General features: G+C 60.6%; 18 protein-coding genes. 12 read left to right on the top strand and 6 right to left on the bottom strand.

The genetic code is table 11. From position 1 onward, the window contains the following. Positions 1-35: 35 nt before the first annotated feature. Positions 36-2,033 carry a methyl-accepting chemotaxis protein gene (locus HX898_RS09855; RefSeq protein ID WP_138332341.1) on the bottom strand — a complete coding sequence of 666 codons (1,998 nt, stop codon included), beginning with the start codon at positions 2,031-2,033 and terminating at the stop codon, positions 36-38. 420 nt (positions 2,034-2,453) lie between these two features. Here HX898_RS09855 and rpmH point away from each other — a divergent pair, with 420 nt between their 5' ends. The 8 genes from rpmH (at position 2,454) to HX898_RS09815 (ending at position 8,039) form a co-directional block, all read left to right on the top strand. Further along, the gene (gene rpmH / locus HX898_RS09850) at positions 2,454-2,588 is read left to right on the top strand and encodes a 50S ribosomal protein L34 (RefSeq protein WP_003545006.1); all 135 of its coding nucleotides are present in this window, start codon (positions 2,454-2,456) and stop codon (positions 2,586-2,588) included. 20 nt (positions 2,589-2,608) lie between these two features. Next, positions 2,609-3,010, top strand: a complete 402-nt coding sequence (rnpA, locus tag HX898_RS09845; protein WP_029873867.1) for a ribonuclease P protein component — start codon at positions 2,609-2,611, stop codon at positions 3,008-3,010. After that, complete coding sequence (gene yidC / locus HX898_RS09840; protein WP_138332339.1) at positions 3,010-4,803, top strand: membrane protein insertase YidC; 1,794 nt, start codon at positions 3,010-3,012, stop codon at positions 4,801-4,803. The genes rnpA and yidC overlap by 1 nt, the downstream gene beginning before the upstream one ends. Before the next feature lie 153 nt (positions 4,804-4,956). Beyond that, positions 4,957-5,610, top strand: a complete 654-nt coding sequence (gene yihA, locus HX898_RS09835; protein ID WP_062939810.1) for a ribosome biogenesis GTP-binding protein YihA/YsxC — start codon at positions 4,957-4,959, stop codon at positions 5,608-5,610. Between the two features lie 267 nt (positions 5,611-5,877). Beyond that, positions 5,878-6,087, top strand: a complete 210-nt coding sequence (locus HX898_RS09830; RefSeq protein ID WP_003545000.1) for a cold-shock protein — start codon at positions 5,878-5,880, stop codon at positions 6,085-6,087. A gap of 132 nt (positions 6,088-6,219) precedes the next feature. Further along, a complete protein-coding gene (locus HX898_RS09825) occupies positions 6,220-6,444 on the top strand; it encodes a hypothetical protein (protein WP_024323875.1) in 225 nt (74 codons plus the stop codon). 121 nt (positions 6,445-6,565) lie between these two features. Further along, positions 6,566-6,841, top strand: coding sequence for a hypothetical protein (locus tag HX898_RS09820; RefSeq protein ID WP_003556110.1), 276 nt, complete (start codon positions 6,566-6,568; stop codon positions 6,839-6,841). Between the two features lie 121 nt (positions 6,842-6,962). Beyond that, positions 6,963-8,039, top strand: a complete 1,077-nt coding sequence (locus HX898_RS09815) for a histidine kinase dimerization/phosphoacceptor domain -containing protein (RefSeq protein WP_138388318.1) — start codon at positions 6,963-6,965, stop codon at positions 8,037-8,039. 272 nt (positions 8,040-8,311) lie between these two features. On the opposite strand, the gene HX898_RS09810 is transcribed toward HX898_RS09815, so the two are convergent. The 3 genes from HX898_RS09810 to HX898_RS09800 all read right to left on the bottom strand — a co-directional run bounded on the left by HX898_RS09810 (position 8,312) and on the right by HX898_RS09800 (position 10,259). Continuing rightward, complete coding sequence (locus HX898_RS09810; RefSeq protein WP_171599809.1) at positions 8,312-8,866, bottom strand: fasciclin domain-containing protein; 555 nt, start codon at positions 8,864-8,866, stop codon at positions 8,312-8,314. Between the two features lie 137 nt (positions 8,867-9,003). Further along, the gene (locus HX898_RS09805) at positions 9,004-9,723 is read right to left on the bottom strand and encodes an anti-sigma factor (protein ID WP_131719561.1); all 720 of its coding nucleotides are present in this window, start codon (positions 9,721-9,723) and stop codon (positions 9,004-9,006) included. Then, a complete protein-coding gene (locus tag HX898_RS09800; RefSeq protein WP_138332336.1) occupies positions 9,720-10,259 on the bottom strand; it encodes a sigma-70 family RNA polymerase sigma factor in 540 nt (179 codons plus the stop codon). Before HX898_RS09800 ends, HX898_RS09805 begins: the two co-directional genes overlap by 4 nt. A gap of 143 nt (positions 10,260-10,402) precedes the next feature. Here HX898_RS09800 and argB point away from each other — a divergent pair, with 143 nt between their 5' ends. Next, complete coding sequence (gene argB / locus HX898_RS09795; RefSeq protein WP_011650234.1) at positions 10,403-11,290, top strand: acetylglutamate kinase; 888 nt, start codon at positions 10,403-10,405, stop codon at positions 11,288-11,290. Between the two features lie 69 nt (positions 11,291-11,359). Continuing rightward, positions 11,360-12,508, top strand: coding sequence for an alpha-hydroxy acid oxidase (locus HX898_RS09790; protein ID WP_130700798.1), 1,149 nt, complete (start codon positions 11,360-11,362; stop codon positions 12,506-12,508). A gap of 170 nt (positions 12,509-12,678) precedes the next feature. Here the strand turns inward: HX898_RS09790 and HX898_RS09785 are convergent, their stop codons facing one another. Both HX898_RS09785 and HX898_RS09780 read right to left on the bottom strand, forming a co-directional pair. Next, positions 12,679-13,449 carry an isocitrate lyase/phosphoenolpyruvate mutase family protein gene (locus HX898_RS09785; RefSeq protein ID WP_180194554.1) on the bottom strand — a complete coding sequence of 257 codons (771 nt, stop codon included), beginning with the start codon at positions 13,447-13,449 and terminating at the stop codon, positions 12,679-12,681. After that, entirely contained in the window at positions 13,446-14,519 is a 1,074-nt protein-coding gene (locus HX898_RS09780) for a trifunctional transcriptional activator/DNA repair protein Ada/methylated-DNA--[protein]-cysteine S-methyltransferase (protein WP_180194553.1), read from the bottom strand. The genes HX898_RS09785 and HX898_RS09780 overlap by 4 nt, the downstream gene beginning before the upstream one ends. Before the next feature lie 102 nt (positions 14,520-14,621). On the opposite strand from HX898_RS09780, the gene HX898_RS09775 reads away from it, so the two are divergent. Both HX898_RS09775 and HX898_RS09770 read left to right on the top strand, forming a co-directional pair. Beyond that, a complete protein-coding gene (locus HX898_RS09775) occupies positions 14,622-15,329 on the top strand; it encodes a pyrimidine 5'-nucleotidase (protein WP_180194552.1) in 708 nt (235 codons plus the stop codon). 169 nt (positions 15,330-15,498) lie between these two features. Beyond that, entirely contained in the window at positions 15,499-16,131 is a 633-nt protein-coding gene (locus HX898_RS09770) for an EF-hand domain-containing protein (protein ID WP_180194551.1), read from the top strand. Positions 16,132-16,134 lie beyond the last annotated feature (3 nt).

Genomic DNA, 16,134 nt, shown 5'->3' with positions numbered 1-16,134 from the left:
TCGCTTTCACACTTTTCCTGGAATTGCTCTGAGGATCAAAACTCTTCCCAGCTCTGCTCGGCTGCGGCCGCATTGCCGCCGAAGGCGCGGGCGACCTTGGCAATCGCCCGGCGGGCGGGCGAGGCAACCGGTCTTTGCGGCTCGTGGCGGACGAGCGCCACGGGTGCCGGCGCATCATCCGGCAGTTTGAAGCGGGCAATGAGGCGCACCAGTCCACCAGCTTCGGCCGACAGCCTATGCGTGGCGGCGGAGGTCTCTTCCACCATTGCCGCATTCTGCTGTGTCACCTGGTCCATCTGGTTGACGGCGGTATTGACTTCCTTGAGGCCGGTCGACTGTTCGGTCGCAGCCGTCGCGATCGAATGGATATGATCGTTGATGGCAATGACGCGGGTGCCGATTTCGGCCAGCGCCTCGCCGGTCGCCTGGACCAGCTTGACGCCAACCTGCACCTCGTTGCCCGATTTGGTGATCAGCGCCTTGATGTCCTTGGCAGCCGTTGCCGAACGCTGGGCGAGTTCGCGCACTTCCTGCGCGACCACCGCGAAGCCCTTTCCGGCATCGCCGGCGCGTGCCGCCTCGACGCCGGCATTCAGCGCCAAGAGGTTGGTCTGGAAGGCGATCTCATCGATGACGTTGATGATCTGGCTGATTTCGCGCGAGGCCTGCTCGATCCGGCCCATGGCCTCGACGGCATTGCCCACGACGACACCGGAGCGGCCGGCATTCTCCTTGGCTTCGGACACCATGATGGTGGCTTCATGCGCCCGCTCGGTGGAATTCTGGACGACGGCGGTGATCTCGTCGAGTGCTGCCGAGGTCTCTTCGAGGGCGGCTGCCTGCTGCTCGGTGCGCTTCGACAGGTCGTCGCTGGCATTGCGCAGCTCGGCGGTGTTGCCGTTCATCGCTTCCGTCGTCTCGCGCACTTCGCGCATCGTCGCCTGCAGGGTGACAAAGGTATTGTTGACGTTCTGCTGCAGCTCGGCGAAGGCGCCCTGGAAGTTGCCGCTCATCGTCTGGGTGAGGTCGCCTTCGGCAAGGCTTGCGATGACGCGGCGGGTCTCACCGATGCCGGCATCGACGCTCGACAGCAGCATGTTGATGTTGCCGGCGAACTGATTGAGGTTATCGTCCTCGTAGTCCTTGCTGATGCGGTGGCCGAAATCGCCGGCTGCTGCCGCTGCCACGACGACAGACATGCTCGACTGCAGGTCGTCGCTCTTGGCGCGCATCGCCGCCTCCTGGGCGTTCAGGCGCTTGACGGCAAGGCCGTTCGCCTTGAAGACCGCTACCGCTGCGGCCATCTCGCCGATTTCATCCGGACGGCCGGCAAAGGGGACCTCGGCGTCGAAATTGCCGTCGGCAACTTCCTTGATCGCATGGGTGACGCGCTTGATCGGGCGGCTGAGATGGCTGGTGCCGATATAGAAGCCCATGCCGACGCCGACCGCGATGCCGATGCCGGTGATGCTGAGCACAAGCATCAGCACCCAGGAGCGGAAGCTCTCGATCTCGGCGTTGACGGTCTCCAGCGCTGCCTTGTCGATGGCGACGACGGCATCGATTTCCGCCTGGAACGCCTTGCGGTTGGCGCGGTTGGCGTCATTGTTGCCTTGTTGGCCGGCGGCTTCGGGGCCGACTTCCGTGCCGAGGCGGGCCGTTTCCGTGCGGAAGGTGCGGAATTCCGCGGCGCGCGCGACAAGCTTGGCAAAATCGTCCTTTTCATCCTCGGGAACGAGCGGCGCCCAGCCCGAGATGACCTTGTCGATCTCGTCGAGGCCGGCCAGCAAGCCCTTGGCGAAGTTCGGCGTATCCTTGATCGTTTTGGCGGCATAGATACCGCGCGATTCCATGACCACGGCGGTGACGAAACGATTGAGGCGTTCGCCGGCATAGGCGCGGCTGGCGGCCTGCTCGTAAGCCGTCAGGTTGCGACTGTATTCGTGCATGGCGGACAATGCCGTCGCACCGATCAGAAGTGCGACCGCGCCCATCACGCAAACCAGCAGATTAATTTTGCCCCGGATCTTCAATGCAATGCTCCTAGCTACGCCACTGCCTGGAAAGCAAATTCCCAGTCGATACGTTGAATATCGGCGAAATTTATTAAAGTTAGATTTCTAATATTTACGATTATGGCTTCGGAATTGATCCATGCCGAATACGGTCGGGCGGCGTAAACGCCTGAAAACCGGGGCGATCGATCTGCCGCGGCGCAAAATTACAACCACTCAGGGCAGGCCTCATTTCTTAACACCAGAGTGCGAAATTACTTTCGGGACCGGCAGCGCAGAGCGAAATTATCCGGCATAATTGACTTTTACAGGCTTCATCCTTATAAGCCCGCGCACGTTCGGTCACTCAAGCCTTTCATGGCCCCGCCCGTTCGAAAAACAACGCTCCTTGCATTATGCAAATTCAAGAAGGGCCGCACTCCGCGGTGTTTAAAATAAATGAAGCGTACCTACCAACCATCCAAGCTTGTTCGCAAGCGTCGCCACGGTTTCCGTGCCCGCATGTCCACGAAGGGTGGCCGCAAGGTCATCGCAGCCCGCCGCGCGCAGGGCCGCAATCGTCTGTCGGCGTAAGCCGGGTTGCCCGGTAAGAGATGGCGGGCGAATTGACGATCAGTGAGAAGAAACACACTGTCGGGCGGCTGAAGAGCCGCCCGCAGTTTCTTGCCGCGCGCGAGGGCGAAAAACGCCGGGGCGGCTTCTTCCTTCTCGAAGTCCTCGACCGGAAGGAACCCGACAGCCAGGCACGCGTCGGTTTTACAGTCACCAAAAAACATGGCAACGCGGTCGAACGGAACCGTATGCGCCGCCGCCTGAAAGAGGCGGTGCGGCTTCATGCGGGGTTTGCAATGCAGCCCGGACACGACTATGTGGTTGTCGCGCGCAGGGACGTGCTTGACGCGTCCTTCCAGGAATTGGCCGCGGAACTGAAATCCCGCGTGGAAACCAGGCCGAAACACCGGCGCTCCGGAGACGGACGCCCCAGGAACGTATGATGGAAAACAACCGCAATTATTTCATTGCGATCGCTCTCTCGGTGCTGATCGTCCTCGGCTGGCAGTTTCTCTATATGAACCCGCGCATCGAGGCCCAGCGCAAGGCGCAGGAAGCTCAGAAGGCGCAGCAGCAGACCGAGCAGGTGCAGCAGCCCGCAGCAGGCGGTCAGGCACCGGCCCAGACGAGCGGCGCTGCCCCTTCCGGCCAGGCGGCTGCGACGGCGACGCTCGAGCAGGCGTTGGCAAAGACCCCGCGCGTCGTCATCGATACGCCGGCACTTTCCGGCTCGATCAACCTTGCCGGCGCCCGTCTCGACGATCTGAAGCTCAAGGGCTATCACGAGACCGTCGACGACTCGAGCCCGATCATCACGCTGTTCAGCCCGGCGGAAACCAAGGACGGCTATTTCACCGAACTCGGCTATATCGGCAGCGACGCGACGGGCAGCGTTCCGGGTCCCTCGACGCTCTGGACCGCACCTGAGGGCGCCAAGCTCACCGAAAAGACGCCGGTGACGCTTTCCTATACCAATGACAAGGGCCTGACCTTCACCCGCACCATTTCCGTCGACGAACGCTACATGTTCACCGTCGCCGACAAGATCGAAAACACAGGCCAGGCGCCCGCTGCGCTGTCTTCCTACGGCCGCGTGACGCGCTACAACAAGCCGACGACGCCGTCCGTCTACGTCCTTCATGAAGGCTTCATCGGCGTGATCGGCGATGACGGCCTGATCGAAACCAAATATAGCGCCGTCGAGAAGGAAGCCGTGGCACCGGCGAAATCCACCGGCGGCTGGCTTGGCATCACCGACAAATATTGGGCGGCGACAATCGTTCCGCCGCAGAGTGCCGCCTATGAGGCGCATTTCTCCTATTTCGCCGATGGCCAGCCGCGCTATCAGGCCGACTACAAGGACGATGCCTTCACCGTTGCGCCGGGCCAATCGATCGAGCTGAAGAACCTCGTCTTCGCCGGCGCCAAGGAAGTGCCTGTTATCGACGGTTATGAGGCCAGCTATTCGATCCCGAAGTTCGACCGGCTGATCGACTGGGGCTGGTTCTATTTCATCACCAAGCCGATGTTCAAGCTGATGGACTTCTTCTTCCGCTACTTCGGCAATTTCGGCGTGGCGATCCTGTGCACCACCATCGTCGTCAAGGCTCTGTTCTTCCCGCTCGCCAGCAAGCAGTACGCTTCGATGGCGAACATGAAGCGCATGCAGCCGAAGATGGAGGAACTGAAGGCGAAATTCGCCGACGACCGCATGGGGCTGCAGCAGGCAACGATGCAGCTCTACAAGGAAGAAAAGATCAACCCGATCGCCGGCTGCTGGCCGGTGGCGCTTCAGATCCCGATCTTCTTCTCGCTCTACAAGGTGATCTACATCACCATCGAAATGCGGCACGCACCCTTCTTCGGCTGGATCAAGGACCTTTCGGCGCCCGATCCGACGACAATCGTCAATCTGTTCGGCCTGCTGCCTTTCGAGGGGCCGACGCTGCTGCACCTCGGCGTCTGGCCGCTGATCATGGGCGTCACCATGTTCGTGCAGATGCGCATGAACCCGACGCCGCCCGATCCGACGCAGGCGATGATCTTCAACTGGATGCCGCTGGTGTTCATGTTCATGCTGGCAAGCTTCCCGGCCGGCCTGGTCATCTACTGGGCCTGGAACAACACGCTCTCGGTGGCGCAGCAGGGGCTGATCATGAAGCGCCACGGCGTCAAGGTCGAACTCTTCGACAATCTGAAGGGTCTGTTCCGACGAAAAGAAGCGCCGTCGAAATGACGCTTGCCAAGCCCCGCTCCGGCGGGGCTTTTCATTTCCGGGTGGCGGACGAAGGACACAAGGCATGCCGCGCAGGCGCCTGAAAAGCTTGACATCCGCCCGCAAAACCATGAAGCCCGGTAAAAGACCCAACCCAGAGATTGCAGAGCCCGCATGCCCGAAACCGAAAAGCCGCTCTTCGGCCACCCATGGATCTTCATCCGCGGCGTGCCGTCCCTGAACTTCCTGCCGCCGGAAGGGCCGCTGGAAGTGGCCTTTGCCGGTCGCTCTAATGTCGGTAAATCCTCGCTGATCAATGCGCTGGTCGGCCAGAAGGGCCTGGCGCGCACCTCGAACACGCCGGGACGCACGCAGGAACTCAATTATTTCGTGCCGGACGGTTATTCCGGCGAAGGCCAAGACCTGCCGCCGACGGCGATCGTCGACATGCCGGGTTATGGTTATGCGCAGGCACCGAAGGAGCAGGTCGACAAGTGGACCAAGCTCGTCTTCGATTATCTGCGCGGCCGCGCGACGCTGAAGCGCGTCTATGTGCTGATCGACAGCCGCCACGGCATCAAGAAGAACGACGACGATGTGCTTGATCTGCTCGACAAGGCCGCCGTCTCCTACCAGATCGTGCTGACCAAGACCGACAAGATCAAGGCGGCTGGCGTGCCGAAGCTCATTGCCGAAACGGCGGAAAAGATCCGCAAGCGCCCGGCCGCCTATCCCGGCGTGCTGTCCACCTCGTCCGAAAAGGGCGACGGGCTGGACGAACTGCGCCAGGCGATCGCCGAAACCGTCGGCATCGCCCGCTGGAAGTAGAGGGCGTAAGCGGCCCGGACGCGGCGACCTGTCTGGTGTAAAGGCCTCCGCAACACCTCAAAGTTGAATATGTTTCCAATTGAAAACTAAAGGTTGACGATGCAAGCTCGATGAGCTAGACAGCGATCATCGAATTTTGCTTGCTGGCTTGGTTATCGCGCGATTGGCACCGCGCTCTGAACGAACTTCCTTTCAAAAATCGCTATCACCATCCGCATCGCCTTGGCGTTGCGGTTCTTCAATATTGCTATGAAAGGGTTCATCATCATGGCCACTGGCACCGTTAAATGGTTCAATTCCACCAAAGGCTTCGGCTTCATTCAGCCTGATAATGGCGGCGACGACGCCTTCGTTCACATCTCCGCCGTCGAGCGCGCCGGAATGCGCGAACTCGTCGAAGGCCAGAAGATCGGCTTCGACCTCGAGCGTGACAACAAGTCGGGCAAGATGTCCGCTTGCAATCTCCAGAACGCTTAAATCGGTATCGCTTCCCTTTGACCACGGATGTACTGGCACTGCCGGAAGCACGTTATCCATCCAAGGCCAGGCAATTTGCCTGGCCTTTTTTGTTTTCGCTCGCGCGTCGAGCCCATCCGTATCGGAGCCAACATGACAGAGACATACAGCAAATCTCGACAGCGGGCGGAGATTGCCTTCGGCAACGTCCAGACCCAGTTCTTCGCGAAGAACCAGGCGGCCGAAGAGCTCGAATCCGACGCCCAATCGCAACAGGCAAAGACGTTGCGGCTTCGGGAGGCCCGGCTTGCCAGGGAACAGAGTGACCGGGTGTCGGCAACCTCTGCCCTCGTTGCGAAACGCGCCAGGGCCCGCTGAGATCACAACCCGATCGCCAAGCCTCGAGATTTAAAACGCGTCTGAATCGACGGGCTTGCAGATCGCTCGCTGCAGCATGGGCGAAGGCGTGCTGACATTCACTCGCATCAAGGAAGCATCAATGGCAGAGACTCCGCAGGAACTTCAGTCGATCAATACTGCCTGGCAGATCGCCATTCAGGAAATTCTGCGCATGGTGATCAGAGACATGTATCACGGCGGCGGCGAGGCTTCGTTCAAGACGCATATCAAGCGTATCGAAGAAGCGGCCGTCGACAGTATTTACACGGATTTGCGGCTGCGCGGGACTGATGAATGGACGGAAGTGCTGGTCAAGGAAAGGGCGAGCAATTTCGTTACGACCCTGCTGACGTCATTTACCTATGACCGGGCTTAAATCACCCTGTGGCAGGAAATCGATGGACGTGCCGCCGATCAACGCTTGCGTCCCAGCAGTTTTTAAAGCAACCCTAGTTCTCCTGCTGTGCGGGAAAAGCCGCGTCCAAGAGTAATATTTGATGACCGATAGCAAAGACCAGCCGATTTCGCCGGAAGGCGTCGGCAACTTGCCCCATCTTGCCGAAGCCCTTGATGACGACCGGTTTCGACACTTTCTCGATCATGTGCCATTCGCGGTGGCTGTCTCAGAACTCGGTGGCGACGAGCCGCTGGTTTATGTCAATCTCGAATTCGAACGGCTGACGGCGCTTGAGGCAACCGAGGTCCAGGGAAAACCCTGGCCGGAAATTAAATTGAACTCCACCGCCGTCTCCGGAGAGGTGCCGCTCACAGCCGCGGTGACCTCTGCGGAAGAGTATGTTGGTGCCTTCTCGCTCGCCGCCGAACCCGAGAGCACCGTCATTATCGATGTTTGGTCGAATACGATCGTCGACGATGATGACACCCCACTCTTCCGATTGGTGGCCTTTGCTGCCCGCAATGAGGCGACGGCCGCTGAGAGCTTCAGCGAACTGCTGACGGAGAAAGATGTCCTTCTGCGGGAACTACAGCATCGCGTGAAGAACAATCTTCAGATGATCACGGCGCTCATCCGAATGGAGGCGCGCAATGCTCAACAGAATGAGGAAAGCGAAAGGTTTGCACGGCTTGCCGGGCGGATTGAAGCCTTGGCCCTGCTCTATCGCTCGCTGTCAGACGAAGAGAAAGGCGCCACAGTCGATCTTGGTACCTATGTCAGCCAGATTGCCGCCTCGGTGATGGCGGCCCATGCCGTGGAAGGGATCCGGCTGGACATGAAGGTCGATACCTGGCCGGTTTCGGTCGATGTCGCCATGCCGGCCGGCCTCGTCATCAACGAACTCCTCACCAATACGCTGAAGCATGCCTTCTTGGGGCGCGATGGCGGCGAAATCACGCTCCGCTGTGTCGTCAGCGATACCGGGTGCAGGATCACCGTTGCTGATAACGGGGTCGGTCTTCCCCAGGATGTGACCTGGCCGCAGCCGGGAAAGCTGAGCGCGATGATCGTACAGTCGCTGAAACAGAATGCCCGCGCCGAGGTTGAAGTAAGCTCATCCCCTGACACCGGCATGAGTGTTTCCCTCGTCTTCCCGAGAGCTGAAGTGGCCCAATAGAGCGCCGCGCGTCTTTTCAGACGCGCTAGGGACGCTCTATCACTTTGAATCTGCGCGTAATCCTTTCCGAAAATCGATTCCGATTTTCGGGGTTATGCGCTAGCCACCTCATCAATTGTGTTTGGGGCGCCCTTAGAGCGGTTCAGCTTTTTATGGAAGCGCAGAACCGCTCTAACCTTTTGTTTTTGCGCAATTCCGGACGGAAAACCGCTCTGCACTTTTCCTGGAATTGCTCTAGGAGCGCCCCAATGCATCTGCCGATACGAGCGGGCCTACATCTTCGGCAGCAGCACCTTGTCGACGACGTGGATGACGCCGTTCGACTGTTTGACGTCGGCGATCGTCACATGGGAAACGCCGCCGTTTTCATCGGTCAAGGTGATCTTGCCCATGTTTTCCTTGGCTTTCAGCACGCAGCCGCCGACGGTCTTGATGTCGTGCTCGCCTCCGTCATCCTTGATCATCTTGGCGACGGTCTTGGCCATCGCATCGGCGGCAACGACGTGGCAGGTCAGAACCTTGGTCAGCGTTGCCTTGTTTTCCGGCTTCAGCAGTGTATCGACGGTGCCCTTCGGCAGGGCGGCGAAAGCTTCGTTGGTCGGCGCAAAGACGGTGAAGGGGCCTTTGCCCTCGAGCGTGCTGACCAGGCCGGCTGCCTTGACGGCTGCGACCAGCGTCGTGTGATCCTTGGAGTTCACGGCGTTCTCGATGATGTTCTTGCTATCGAACATCGCCGCACCGCCGACCGTCGGGTTTTTCGCGGCGGCAAAGGCGACAGCGGACATGGCGGCGGCGAGCGCGAAGCCGCGCAATACGGACTTGATCATGATTTTCTCCTCACCGGATACAGTCCGCCGGCTTTATGCCTGAGCGTCGTCCGGACATTTCGAACTACGGAGGGCCGCGCCGAAGAGTTTCAGACAGGAGAAATGATTTATGACCGACACGATCATGACCGGTGCGATTAGGGTCGGCGCAGGGGGCCGCTTGCGATCACCGGACCGGTTGCCTGGCCGGTCGGCGAACCGCCGAAGGGTTCGAGACTGACGGCAAGCGTTGCGCCATCGGCTATCATGCTGCGCAGTTCGGCGGGAATGACAAGTTCACCGCTTTCGCCCGGCTGGAAGACGCCGAGCGATCTCGTCATGCCGCTGCCCGGGACCAGCCAAAGTTCCAGCGACTTCTCCTCCGGCTTGCCGGCGGCGACCGGCACGATCTTCAGCCGGCCGCTCTGAAGCTCGTAGGAGGCAAGAAGATTGATGGTGCTGTTCTGGCCCGAAAGCGAGGCCACCAGGGGTGCAGGCCCCTGCGGCTCCGGCACCACGCCGGAGGCGAAGATGACGGCGCTGACGGCGACGACGATGCAGGCAAAGCTCAGCGAGCGCCAGAAAACGGCTGAATTCCAGAGCCCCTGCGAAAAGGATGGGGGCTTTTGGCCATCGCCGAACAGCCGCGCCTCGATCTGCTTGAAGGTTTCCCGGTTCGGAGCAACGCCTTCATACTCGTCGTTGAAGGAAGAGAGGTTGGTTTCCCAGCGGCTGACGATCGCAGCGAAGGGGCGGTCGTGGCGCATGCGCTCTTCCACCACCCGGCGATCCTGCAACGACAGGACGCCAAGCACATATTCGCCGGCGAGAACCTCGTCGCGGGAGCGGTCTCCCTTGCTTTTGTCGGGCGATGTCATCGTTCCATGCACTCTCTCAGTTTCAAGAGGCTGCGTCTGAGCCAGGTCCGCATCGTGTTCAGCGGGACACCAAACTGATCGGCCAGTTCCTGATAGCTCAGCCCTTCGACATAAGCCCGTTTCACCGCGACCGCACGATCAGCTTCCAACTCTTCCATGCAGGTGTCAATCCGCCTTCCTTCATCCTTGGTCACCGTCTGCATTTCCGGGTCGGGTCCGGCATCGGCAAGATCGTAGACCGTGTCCAATTCGTCGGCGACGGGCTTGCGCGCCCGCAGCGCATCGATCGACCGATTGCGGGCGATCGCCGCCAGCCATGCCGAGGACGAACCCGAGGCGACGGAGAAGCTGCGAGCGCGTTGCCAGATGCTGATATAGACTTCCTGCAGAGCTTCTTCGGCTTCCGTGCGATCCTTCAAGATACGCAGGCAGATCGAAAAAAGTTTCGGTGCGGTCTGATTGTAGAGGGCCACGAAAGCCCTGCGATCGCCGAGTGCGACGCGGCCGATCAAGTCTGCGATCTCATCGCCTTGCATGCCGTTCCTCATCTCAAGCTTGCGTGCGCCAGACGGTAACGGCGTCCGGCTCCGCGACAGATACGAAAAACTATTGCCCTCTGGATTATTCCCTCTGTCAGAAACTTGCGATAAAAGGCCGCGAACAATTCTGCGGGGTTCCCATGAACGAAACCGAAAGCGAAATGCAGGCACGGCTTCTGGCCAAGGCACTGCCCTTCATGCAGCGTTACGAGAACAAGACGATTGTCGTGAAATATGGCGGCCACGCCATGGGCAATCCCGAGCTCGGCAAGGCCTTTGCCAGCGACATCGCGCTGTTGAAGCAATCGGGCGTCAACCCGATCGTCGTTCATGGCGGCGGCCCGCAAATCGGCGCCATGCTGAGCAAGATGGGCATCGAATCGAAATTCGAGGGCGGCCTTCGCGTCACCGACCAGAAAACGGTCGAGATCGTCGAGATGGTGCTCGCCGGCTCGATCAACAAGGAAATCGTCGCGCTCATCAACCAGACCGGCGAATGGGCGATCGGCCTTTGCGGCAAGGACGGCAACATGGTCTTCGCCGAAAAGGCGCGCAAGACCGTGAAGGATCCGGATTCGAACATCGAGCGCGTGCTCGATCTCGGTTTCGTCGGCGAAGTGGTCGAGGTCGACCGGACGCTGCTCGATCTGCTCGCCCGCTCCGAGATGATCCCGGTCATCGCCCCCGTCGCGCCTGGCCGTGACGGCGCCACCTACAATATCAACGCCGATACCTTTGCCGGCGCCATTGCCGGCGCGCTGAACGCCACTCGACTGCTGTTCCTGACCGATGTGCCCGGCGTGCTCGACAAGAACGGCCAGCTCATCAAGGAGCTTTCGGTCGCCGAAGCACATGCGCTGATCGCCGATGGCACGATCTCGGGCGGCATGATCCCCAAGGTCGAGACCTGCATCGATGCGATCAAGGCCGGCGTGCAGGGCGTCGTTATCCTGAACGGCAAGACCGCCCATTCCGTGCTGCTCGAGATCTTCACCGAGCACGGCGTCGGAACGCTGATCGTTCCCTGAACCAGGCTGCGCCCTTCACTTGCGAAGAGCGGATCTTCCTGACGCGGAAACAGGGTATCGAGGAAACAAATGCGCCTGACAGACTGCTATAATTTTCACGATTTCCGGCGCATGGCTAAACGGCGTCTTCCCGGACCGATATTCGACTATATCGACGGCGGTGCCGATGACGAGGTGACGTACCGGCGCAATACCGCGGCCTTCGAGGCCTGCGATCTGGTGCCCGACGTTTTGCGCGGTGTGGCCGATGTCGACATGTCGGTGACCGTCATGGGCCAGAAGCTCGCAATGCCGGTCTATTGCTCACCGACGGCGCTGCAGCGGCTTTTTCACCACCAGGGAGAGCGGGCGGTCGCGGCGGCGGCGGCAAAACATGGGACGATGTTCGGCGTCTCCTCGCTCGGCACGATCAGCCTGGAGGAAGCGAGACAGATCAGCAATGGGCCGCAGGTCTATCAGTTCTATTTCCACAAGGACCGCGGCCTCAACCGCGAGATGATGGCGCGAGCGAAAAATGCCGGCGTGCAGGCGATGATGCTGACGGTCGACAGCATCACCGGCGGCAACCGCGAGCGCGACAAACGCACCGGCTTTGCCATTCCCTTCAAGCTCAATCTTGCCGGCATGACCCAGTTCGCGATCAAGCCTTCCTGGGCGATCGACTGGCTGACGCACGAGCGCTTCCGGCTGCCGCAGCTCGAAAACCACGTCAAGATGGATGGCGGCACGCTGTCGATCAGCCGATACTTCACCGAGATGCTGGACCCCTCGATGTCCTGGGACGACGTGGCGGAGATGGTGCGCGAATGGGGCGGGCCATTCTGCCTGAAGGGCATCATGTCGGTCGAGGACGCCAAGCGCGCGGCCGAGATCGGCTGCAGCGGCATCGTGCTTTCCAATCACGGCGGGCGCCAGCTCGACGGCTCGCGCAGCGCATTCGACCAGTTGGCCGAGATCGTCGACGCCGTGGGCGACCGGATCGACGTGATGATGGATGGCGGCGTGCAGCGGGGAACGCATGTTCTTAAAGCATTGTCGCTGGGGGCGAAGGCCGTGGGGCTCGGGCGCTACTATCTCTTCCCGCTTGCCGCTGCCGGACAGCCCGGCGTCGAACGGGCGCTGGAGACGATGCGCACCGAGATCGAGCGCGGCATGAAGCTGATGGGCTGCACCTCGGTCAGCCAGCTCAGCCGGCGGAATCTGCGCTTCCGTTCCTGAGCGGAACGGGATTTCATTCCGGGCCGCAGCTTTCGCACTAAAGCGCGTCGCGATCTTTCGGATTCGCTCGTCGCGCTTTAGCTCTTTGTTTTTACGCATGCCGTTGTCGCAAAACCGCTGCACACTTTTGCGCGACATGCTTTAGATCTGCGGCCCTCGGGCATTCGACGTCAGAGCGGGCTATAAATCGCCGCCGCCTCCTGTTTCAACTTTTCCATCATTGATCGGTAAGGCCCCGGACCATAGCTGACACGGCCGACGCCGAGCTTTGCCAACGCCTTCACATCAGGAGCGCCCGTCCGCATCATGATGTTGACGGGCAGTGGCGATGCCGCGCAGATCTTCTCGATCAAGGCGGGATCGATCAGGCCCGGCACGAAGAAGCCGCTGCCGCCGGCGGCCGCATAGGCCCTGCCGCGCTCGATCGCCTCGTCCACCAGCCCCGCATGTTTGGAAAGATCACTCTCGGCCAGAAAAAGATCGGTGCGGGCGTTGATGAAGAAGGGAATGCCCTTGCCTTCCGCCATGGCGCGAATGGCGCGGATGCGGGCCGCCTGCCTCTCGGCCGGATAAAGCCCGCCACCGCCGACCACCTGATCCTCGAAATTGATGCCGATCGCGCCGGCCTCCACCAGTTTCGCCACATTGGCCGCAGCCCCCTCAGGCTCGGCCGAATAGGCGCCTTCGAAATCGACCGAGAGCGGCAGGTCGATGACCGAGGTGATGGATTTCGCGGTCTCGACCAGCACCGACATCGGCAGCTTCTCGCCGTCGGCATAACCATGGGCAGCGGCGACCGACCAGCTTCCCGTCGCAAGCGCCTTGGCGCCGGCATCGGCAACCGCCTTCGCTGTCCCGGCGTCCCAAATATTGTAAAGAACAACCGGGTCGCCCTTGCGGTGCAATGCGCCGAATGCCTTGGCCTTTTCACTCTGGTTCATGCTGTCTCCTCCATCTTTGCTTGCGTGCTGGTCTTCTCTTCATGCCGCAGCAGCCATTGCTTGCGCCAGAGCCCGCCGCCATAGCCGGTCAGCGAACCATCCGCGCCGAGAATGCGATGGCAAGGCACGATGATGGCAAGCTGGTTGGCGCCATTGGCGCGGCCGACGGCCCGCACGACTTCCGGCCTTTCCATTTCCCTTGCGAGATCGCCATAGGCGCGCGTCTGGCCGACAGGAATCTCCATGAGCTTTGCCCAGACATGTTTTTCGAAGGGTGTGCCGCCGAGCGCCAACGGCGTCTTGAAGACGGCGAGCCGCCCTTCGAAATAATCCCGGATCTCCGCCGCGATCTGATCGATCGCCGGCGTGCGGCCGATCGCGACCGACGAGCGGACACGCCTCTGCAGTGCCTCAAGTTCGGTCGGCAGCGCCTTACGGTCGTGGAATTCGAGAAGATGCAGATGCGTCTGGTCGGCAACGGCCACCATCGGCCCGAGCGGCGTCTCGAACCAGTCGGCAAAGAGCAGTTCGCGGTTCTGCGACAGTGACGGCGCCTTGCCGACCAGCCGCTGGAAAGCCGTCCGGAAACCACTTGGGGAGTCATATCCCGCATCGAGCTGCGCATCGATGACGCGCGCGCCGTCGGCCAGCTGCCGGGCCGCCTCGCCCAGCCTGATATAGCGGACGATATCGTGGAAGGTCATACCGAGCCCGCGTTTGAAGGCGCGGCGCACGGTCGAAGGATCGTGGCCGCGGCGCACAAGCTCATCCTCGGTCCAGCGCAGCTGCGGCTCGCGGTCCAATACGGCAAGCAGTTCGTCGACGATCGGCTCCCTGCCAGGCTGCTCCAGCGGCCTGCAGCGTTGGCACGGGCGGAAGCCGGAATGCATGCAGGCGGCGATCGTATCGAAAAAGAGCGTATTTTCCCGCTTCGGCTTACGCGCCGGGCAGGTCAGACGGCAGAAGATGCCGGTTGTCTTGACGCAGACATAGGCCTGGCCCTCATAATCGGCACTGCGCGCGATCAGGGCATCATAGAGCGTATCATCATCGGGGCGTTCGAAAAGCATGACCGCTTTCTAGCATCCCGTGCCTGCGTCGTCCGCCGAAAATCGGGCGTCTATTCTTTCTTGTCGATTTCCTTGGCGGATAAGCCGTGCCATAAGACCGCCATGACCAAGATCGACCGCACGCCTGATAAAGCCGATTTCGAGCACGTCACAGACTGGGTCTTCGACCTCGACAACACGCTCTATCCGCATCATGTCAATCTCTTCGCGCAGATCGACAAGAACATGACCGCCTATGTCGCGGCACTCTTGCAGATGGAGCGGGAAGAGGCGCGCAAGCTGCAGAAGCAATATTACCTCGACCATGGCACGACGCTGCAGGGCCTGATGATCCATCACGGCATCGACCCGAACGACTTTCTCGAAAAGGCGCATGCGATCGACTACACGGCGCTGACGCCGCAGCCGGAACTCGGCGAGGCGATCAAGGCGCTGCCGGGGCGCAAGTTCATCTTCACCAATGGCAGCGTCAAGCATGCCGAAATGACGGCGGAGGCGCTCGGCATTCTCGAACATTTCGACGACATCTTCGATATCGTCGCGGCCGACTACGTGCCGAAGCCGGCGCAGGCGACCTACGACAAGTTCACGGCGCTGAAGCGCGTCGAAACCACCAAGGCGGCCATGTTCGAGGATCTGCCGCGCAATCTGACGGTGCCGAAGGCGCTCGGGATGCAGACCGTGCTGCTCGTGCCGCGCAATCTGGAAGAGACAGTGGTCGAATGGTGGGAAAAGACCAGCGGCGAAGAGGATCATATCGATTTCGTCACCGACGACCTCGCCGCTTTTCTCGGCAAGATTACCGGCTGACAGCCAGTCTTTATTTGATGCATGTCGTTTCCCAAAACCGCCGCACACTTTTGGGCGACATGCATTAGATTACGAAGTTTTCACTTAGCTTACCGATGTTTAACTGGGTCTTCCGGGGCTGCGGCCATATCTTCTTTCGTGAGGGGACACCTTACGAAAGGCAAACACGATGTACCGCAACAAGCTGATACTGGCAGCGCTTTCCTCCACCCTCATTTTCGGCGCAGCCGCCGGAGCAGTTTTTGCCGCACCGGGTGATGGGCCGCGCCAGCATGCCGGCATGGGCCGCCCGGGTCCAGGCTCCGCTGCCTTCCGCGAAATCACCTATGTCCGCATGCTCAAGCAATTCGATACGAACAAGGATGGACAGATCTCCAAGGACGAGGCGACCGCCGGCCTCGACAAGATCTTCGCCGCGATCGATACCAACAAGGATGGCTCGCTGACCCCGGGCGAAATCCGTGAGTACCGGAAAACGCAGATGCAGGCGATGCGAGATCAGCGCAAGCAGGAGGCCGGCGAAAACAAGGATGCGAATGCCGCAGCCGCGACGCCAGACAATAACGACCAGGGACGGCCGCCGCGCGAAGGTCACGATGGTCGTGACGGACATCGCTGGATGCGCCATGGCGGCAACATCATGCGTGCCTCGCTGATGATGCAGCGGATCGATACCGATCAGAACGGCCAGATTTCCAAACAGGAAGCCACAGCCGCCTTCGACAAGCTGTTTGCGCGGATGGACCGCAACAAGGATGGCGTCATCTCGATCGATGACATGCCGGACCGGCCGTTGCTCTAGAAC

This window comes from Rhizobium sp. WYCCWR 11128 (genome assembly GCF_013416305.1).
Taxonomy (GTDB): domain Bacteria; phylum Pseudomonadota; class Alphaproteobacteria; order Rhizobiales; family Rhizobiaceae; genus Rhizobium; species Rhizobium indicum.
Note: the sequence above shows the minus strand (reverse complement) of the source record. Positions and strands in the feature narration are given on the sequence as shown.

What these genes read in the sequence shown, in the direction of transcription:
- rpmH (WP_003545006.1), top strand. Translation starts at nt 2,454, where the DNA reads ATGAAGCGTACCTACCAACCATCCAAGCTTGTTCGCAAGCGTCGCCAC.
- rnpA (WP_029873867.1), top strand. Translation starts at nt 2,609, where the DNA reads ATGGCGGGCGAATTGACGATCAGTGAGAAGAAACACACTGTCGGGCGG.
- yidC (WP_138332339.1), top strand. Translation starts at nt 3,010, where the DNA reads ATGGAAAACAACCGCAATTATTTCATTGCGATCGCTCTCTCGGTGCTG.
- yihA (WP_062939810.1), top strand. Translation starts at nt 4,957, where the DNA reads ATGCCCGAAACCGAAAAGCCGCTCTTCGGCCACCCATGGATCTTCATC.
- HX898_RS09830 (WP_003545000.1), top strand. Translation starts at nt 5,878, where the DNA reads ATGGCCACTGGCACCGTTAAATGGTTCAATTCCACCAAAGGCTTCGGC.
- HX898_RS09825 (WP_024323875.1), top strand. Translation starts at nt 6,220, where the DNA reads ATGACAGAGACATACAGCAAATCTCGACAGCGGGCGGAGATTGCCTTC.
- HX898_RS09820 (WP_003556110.1), top strand. Translation starts at nt 6,566, where the DNA reads ATGGCAGAGACTCCGCAGGAACTTCAGTCGATCAATACTGCCTGGCAG.
- HX898_RS09815 (WP_138388318.1), top strand. Translation starts at nt 6,963, where the DNA reads ATGACCGATAGCAAAGACCAGCCGATTTCGCCGGAAGGCGTCGGCAAC.
- HX898_RS09810 (WP_171599809.1), bottom strand. Translation starts at nt 8,866, where the DNA reads ATGATCAAGTCCGTATTGCGCGGCTTCGCGCTCGCCGCCGCCATGTCC.
- HX898_RS09805 (WP_131719561.1), bottom strand. Translation starts at nt 9,723, where the DNA reads ATGACATCGCCCGACAAAAGCAAGGGAGACCGCTCCCGCGACGAGGTT.
- HX898_RS09800 (WP_138332336.1), bottom strand. Translation starts at nt 10,259, where the DNA reads ATGCAAGGCGATGAGATCGCAGACTTGATCGGCCGCGTCGCACTCGGC.
- argB (WP_011650234.1), top strand. Translation starts at nt 10,403, where the DNA reads ATGAACGAAACCGAAAGCGAAATGCAGGCACGGCTTCTGGCCAAGGCA.
- HX898_RS09790 (WP_130700798.1), top strand. Translation starts at nt 11,360, where the DNA reads ATGCGCCTGACAGACTGCTATAATTTTCACGATTTCCGGCGCATGGCT.
- HX898_RS09785 (WP_180194554.1), bottom strand. Translation starts at nt 13,449, where the DNA reads ATGAACCAGAGTGAAAAGGCCAAGGCATTCGGCGCATTGCACCGCAAG.
- HX898_RS09780 (WP_180194553.1), bottom strand. Translation starts at nt 14,519, where the DNA reads ATGCTTTTCGAACGCCCCGATGATGATACGCTCTATGATGCCCTGATC.
- HX898_RS09775 (WP_180194552.1), top strand. Translation starts at nt 14,622, where the DNA reads ATGACCAAGATCGACCGCACGCCTGATAAAGCCGATTTCGAGCACGTC.
- HX898_RS09770 (WP_180194551.1), top strand. Translation starts at nt 15,499, where the DNA reads ATGTACCGCAACAAGCTGATACTGGCAGCGCTTTCCTCCACCCTCATT.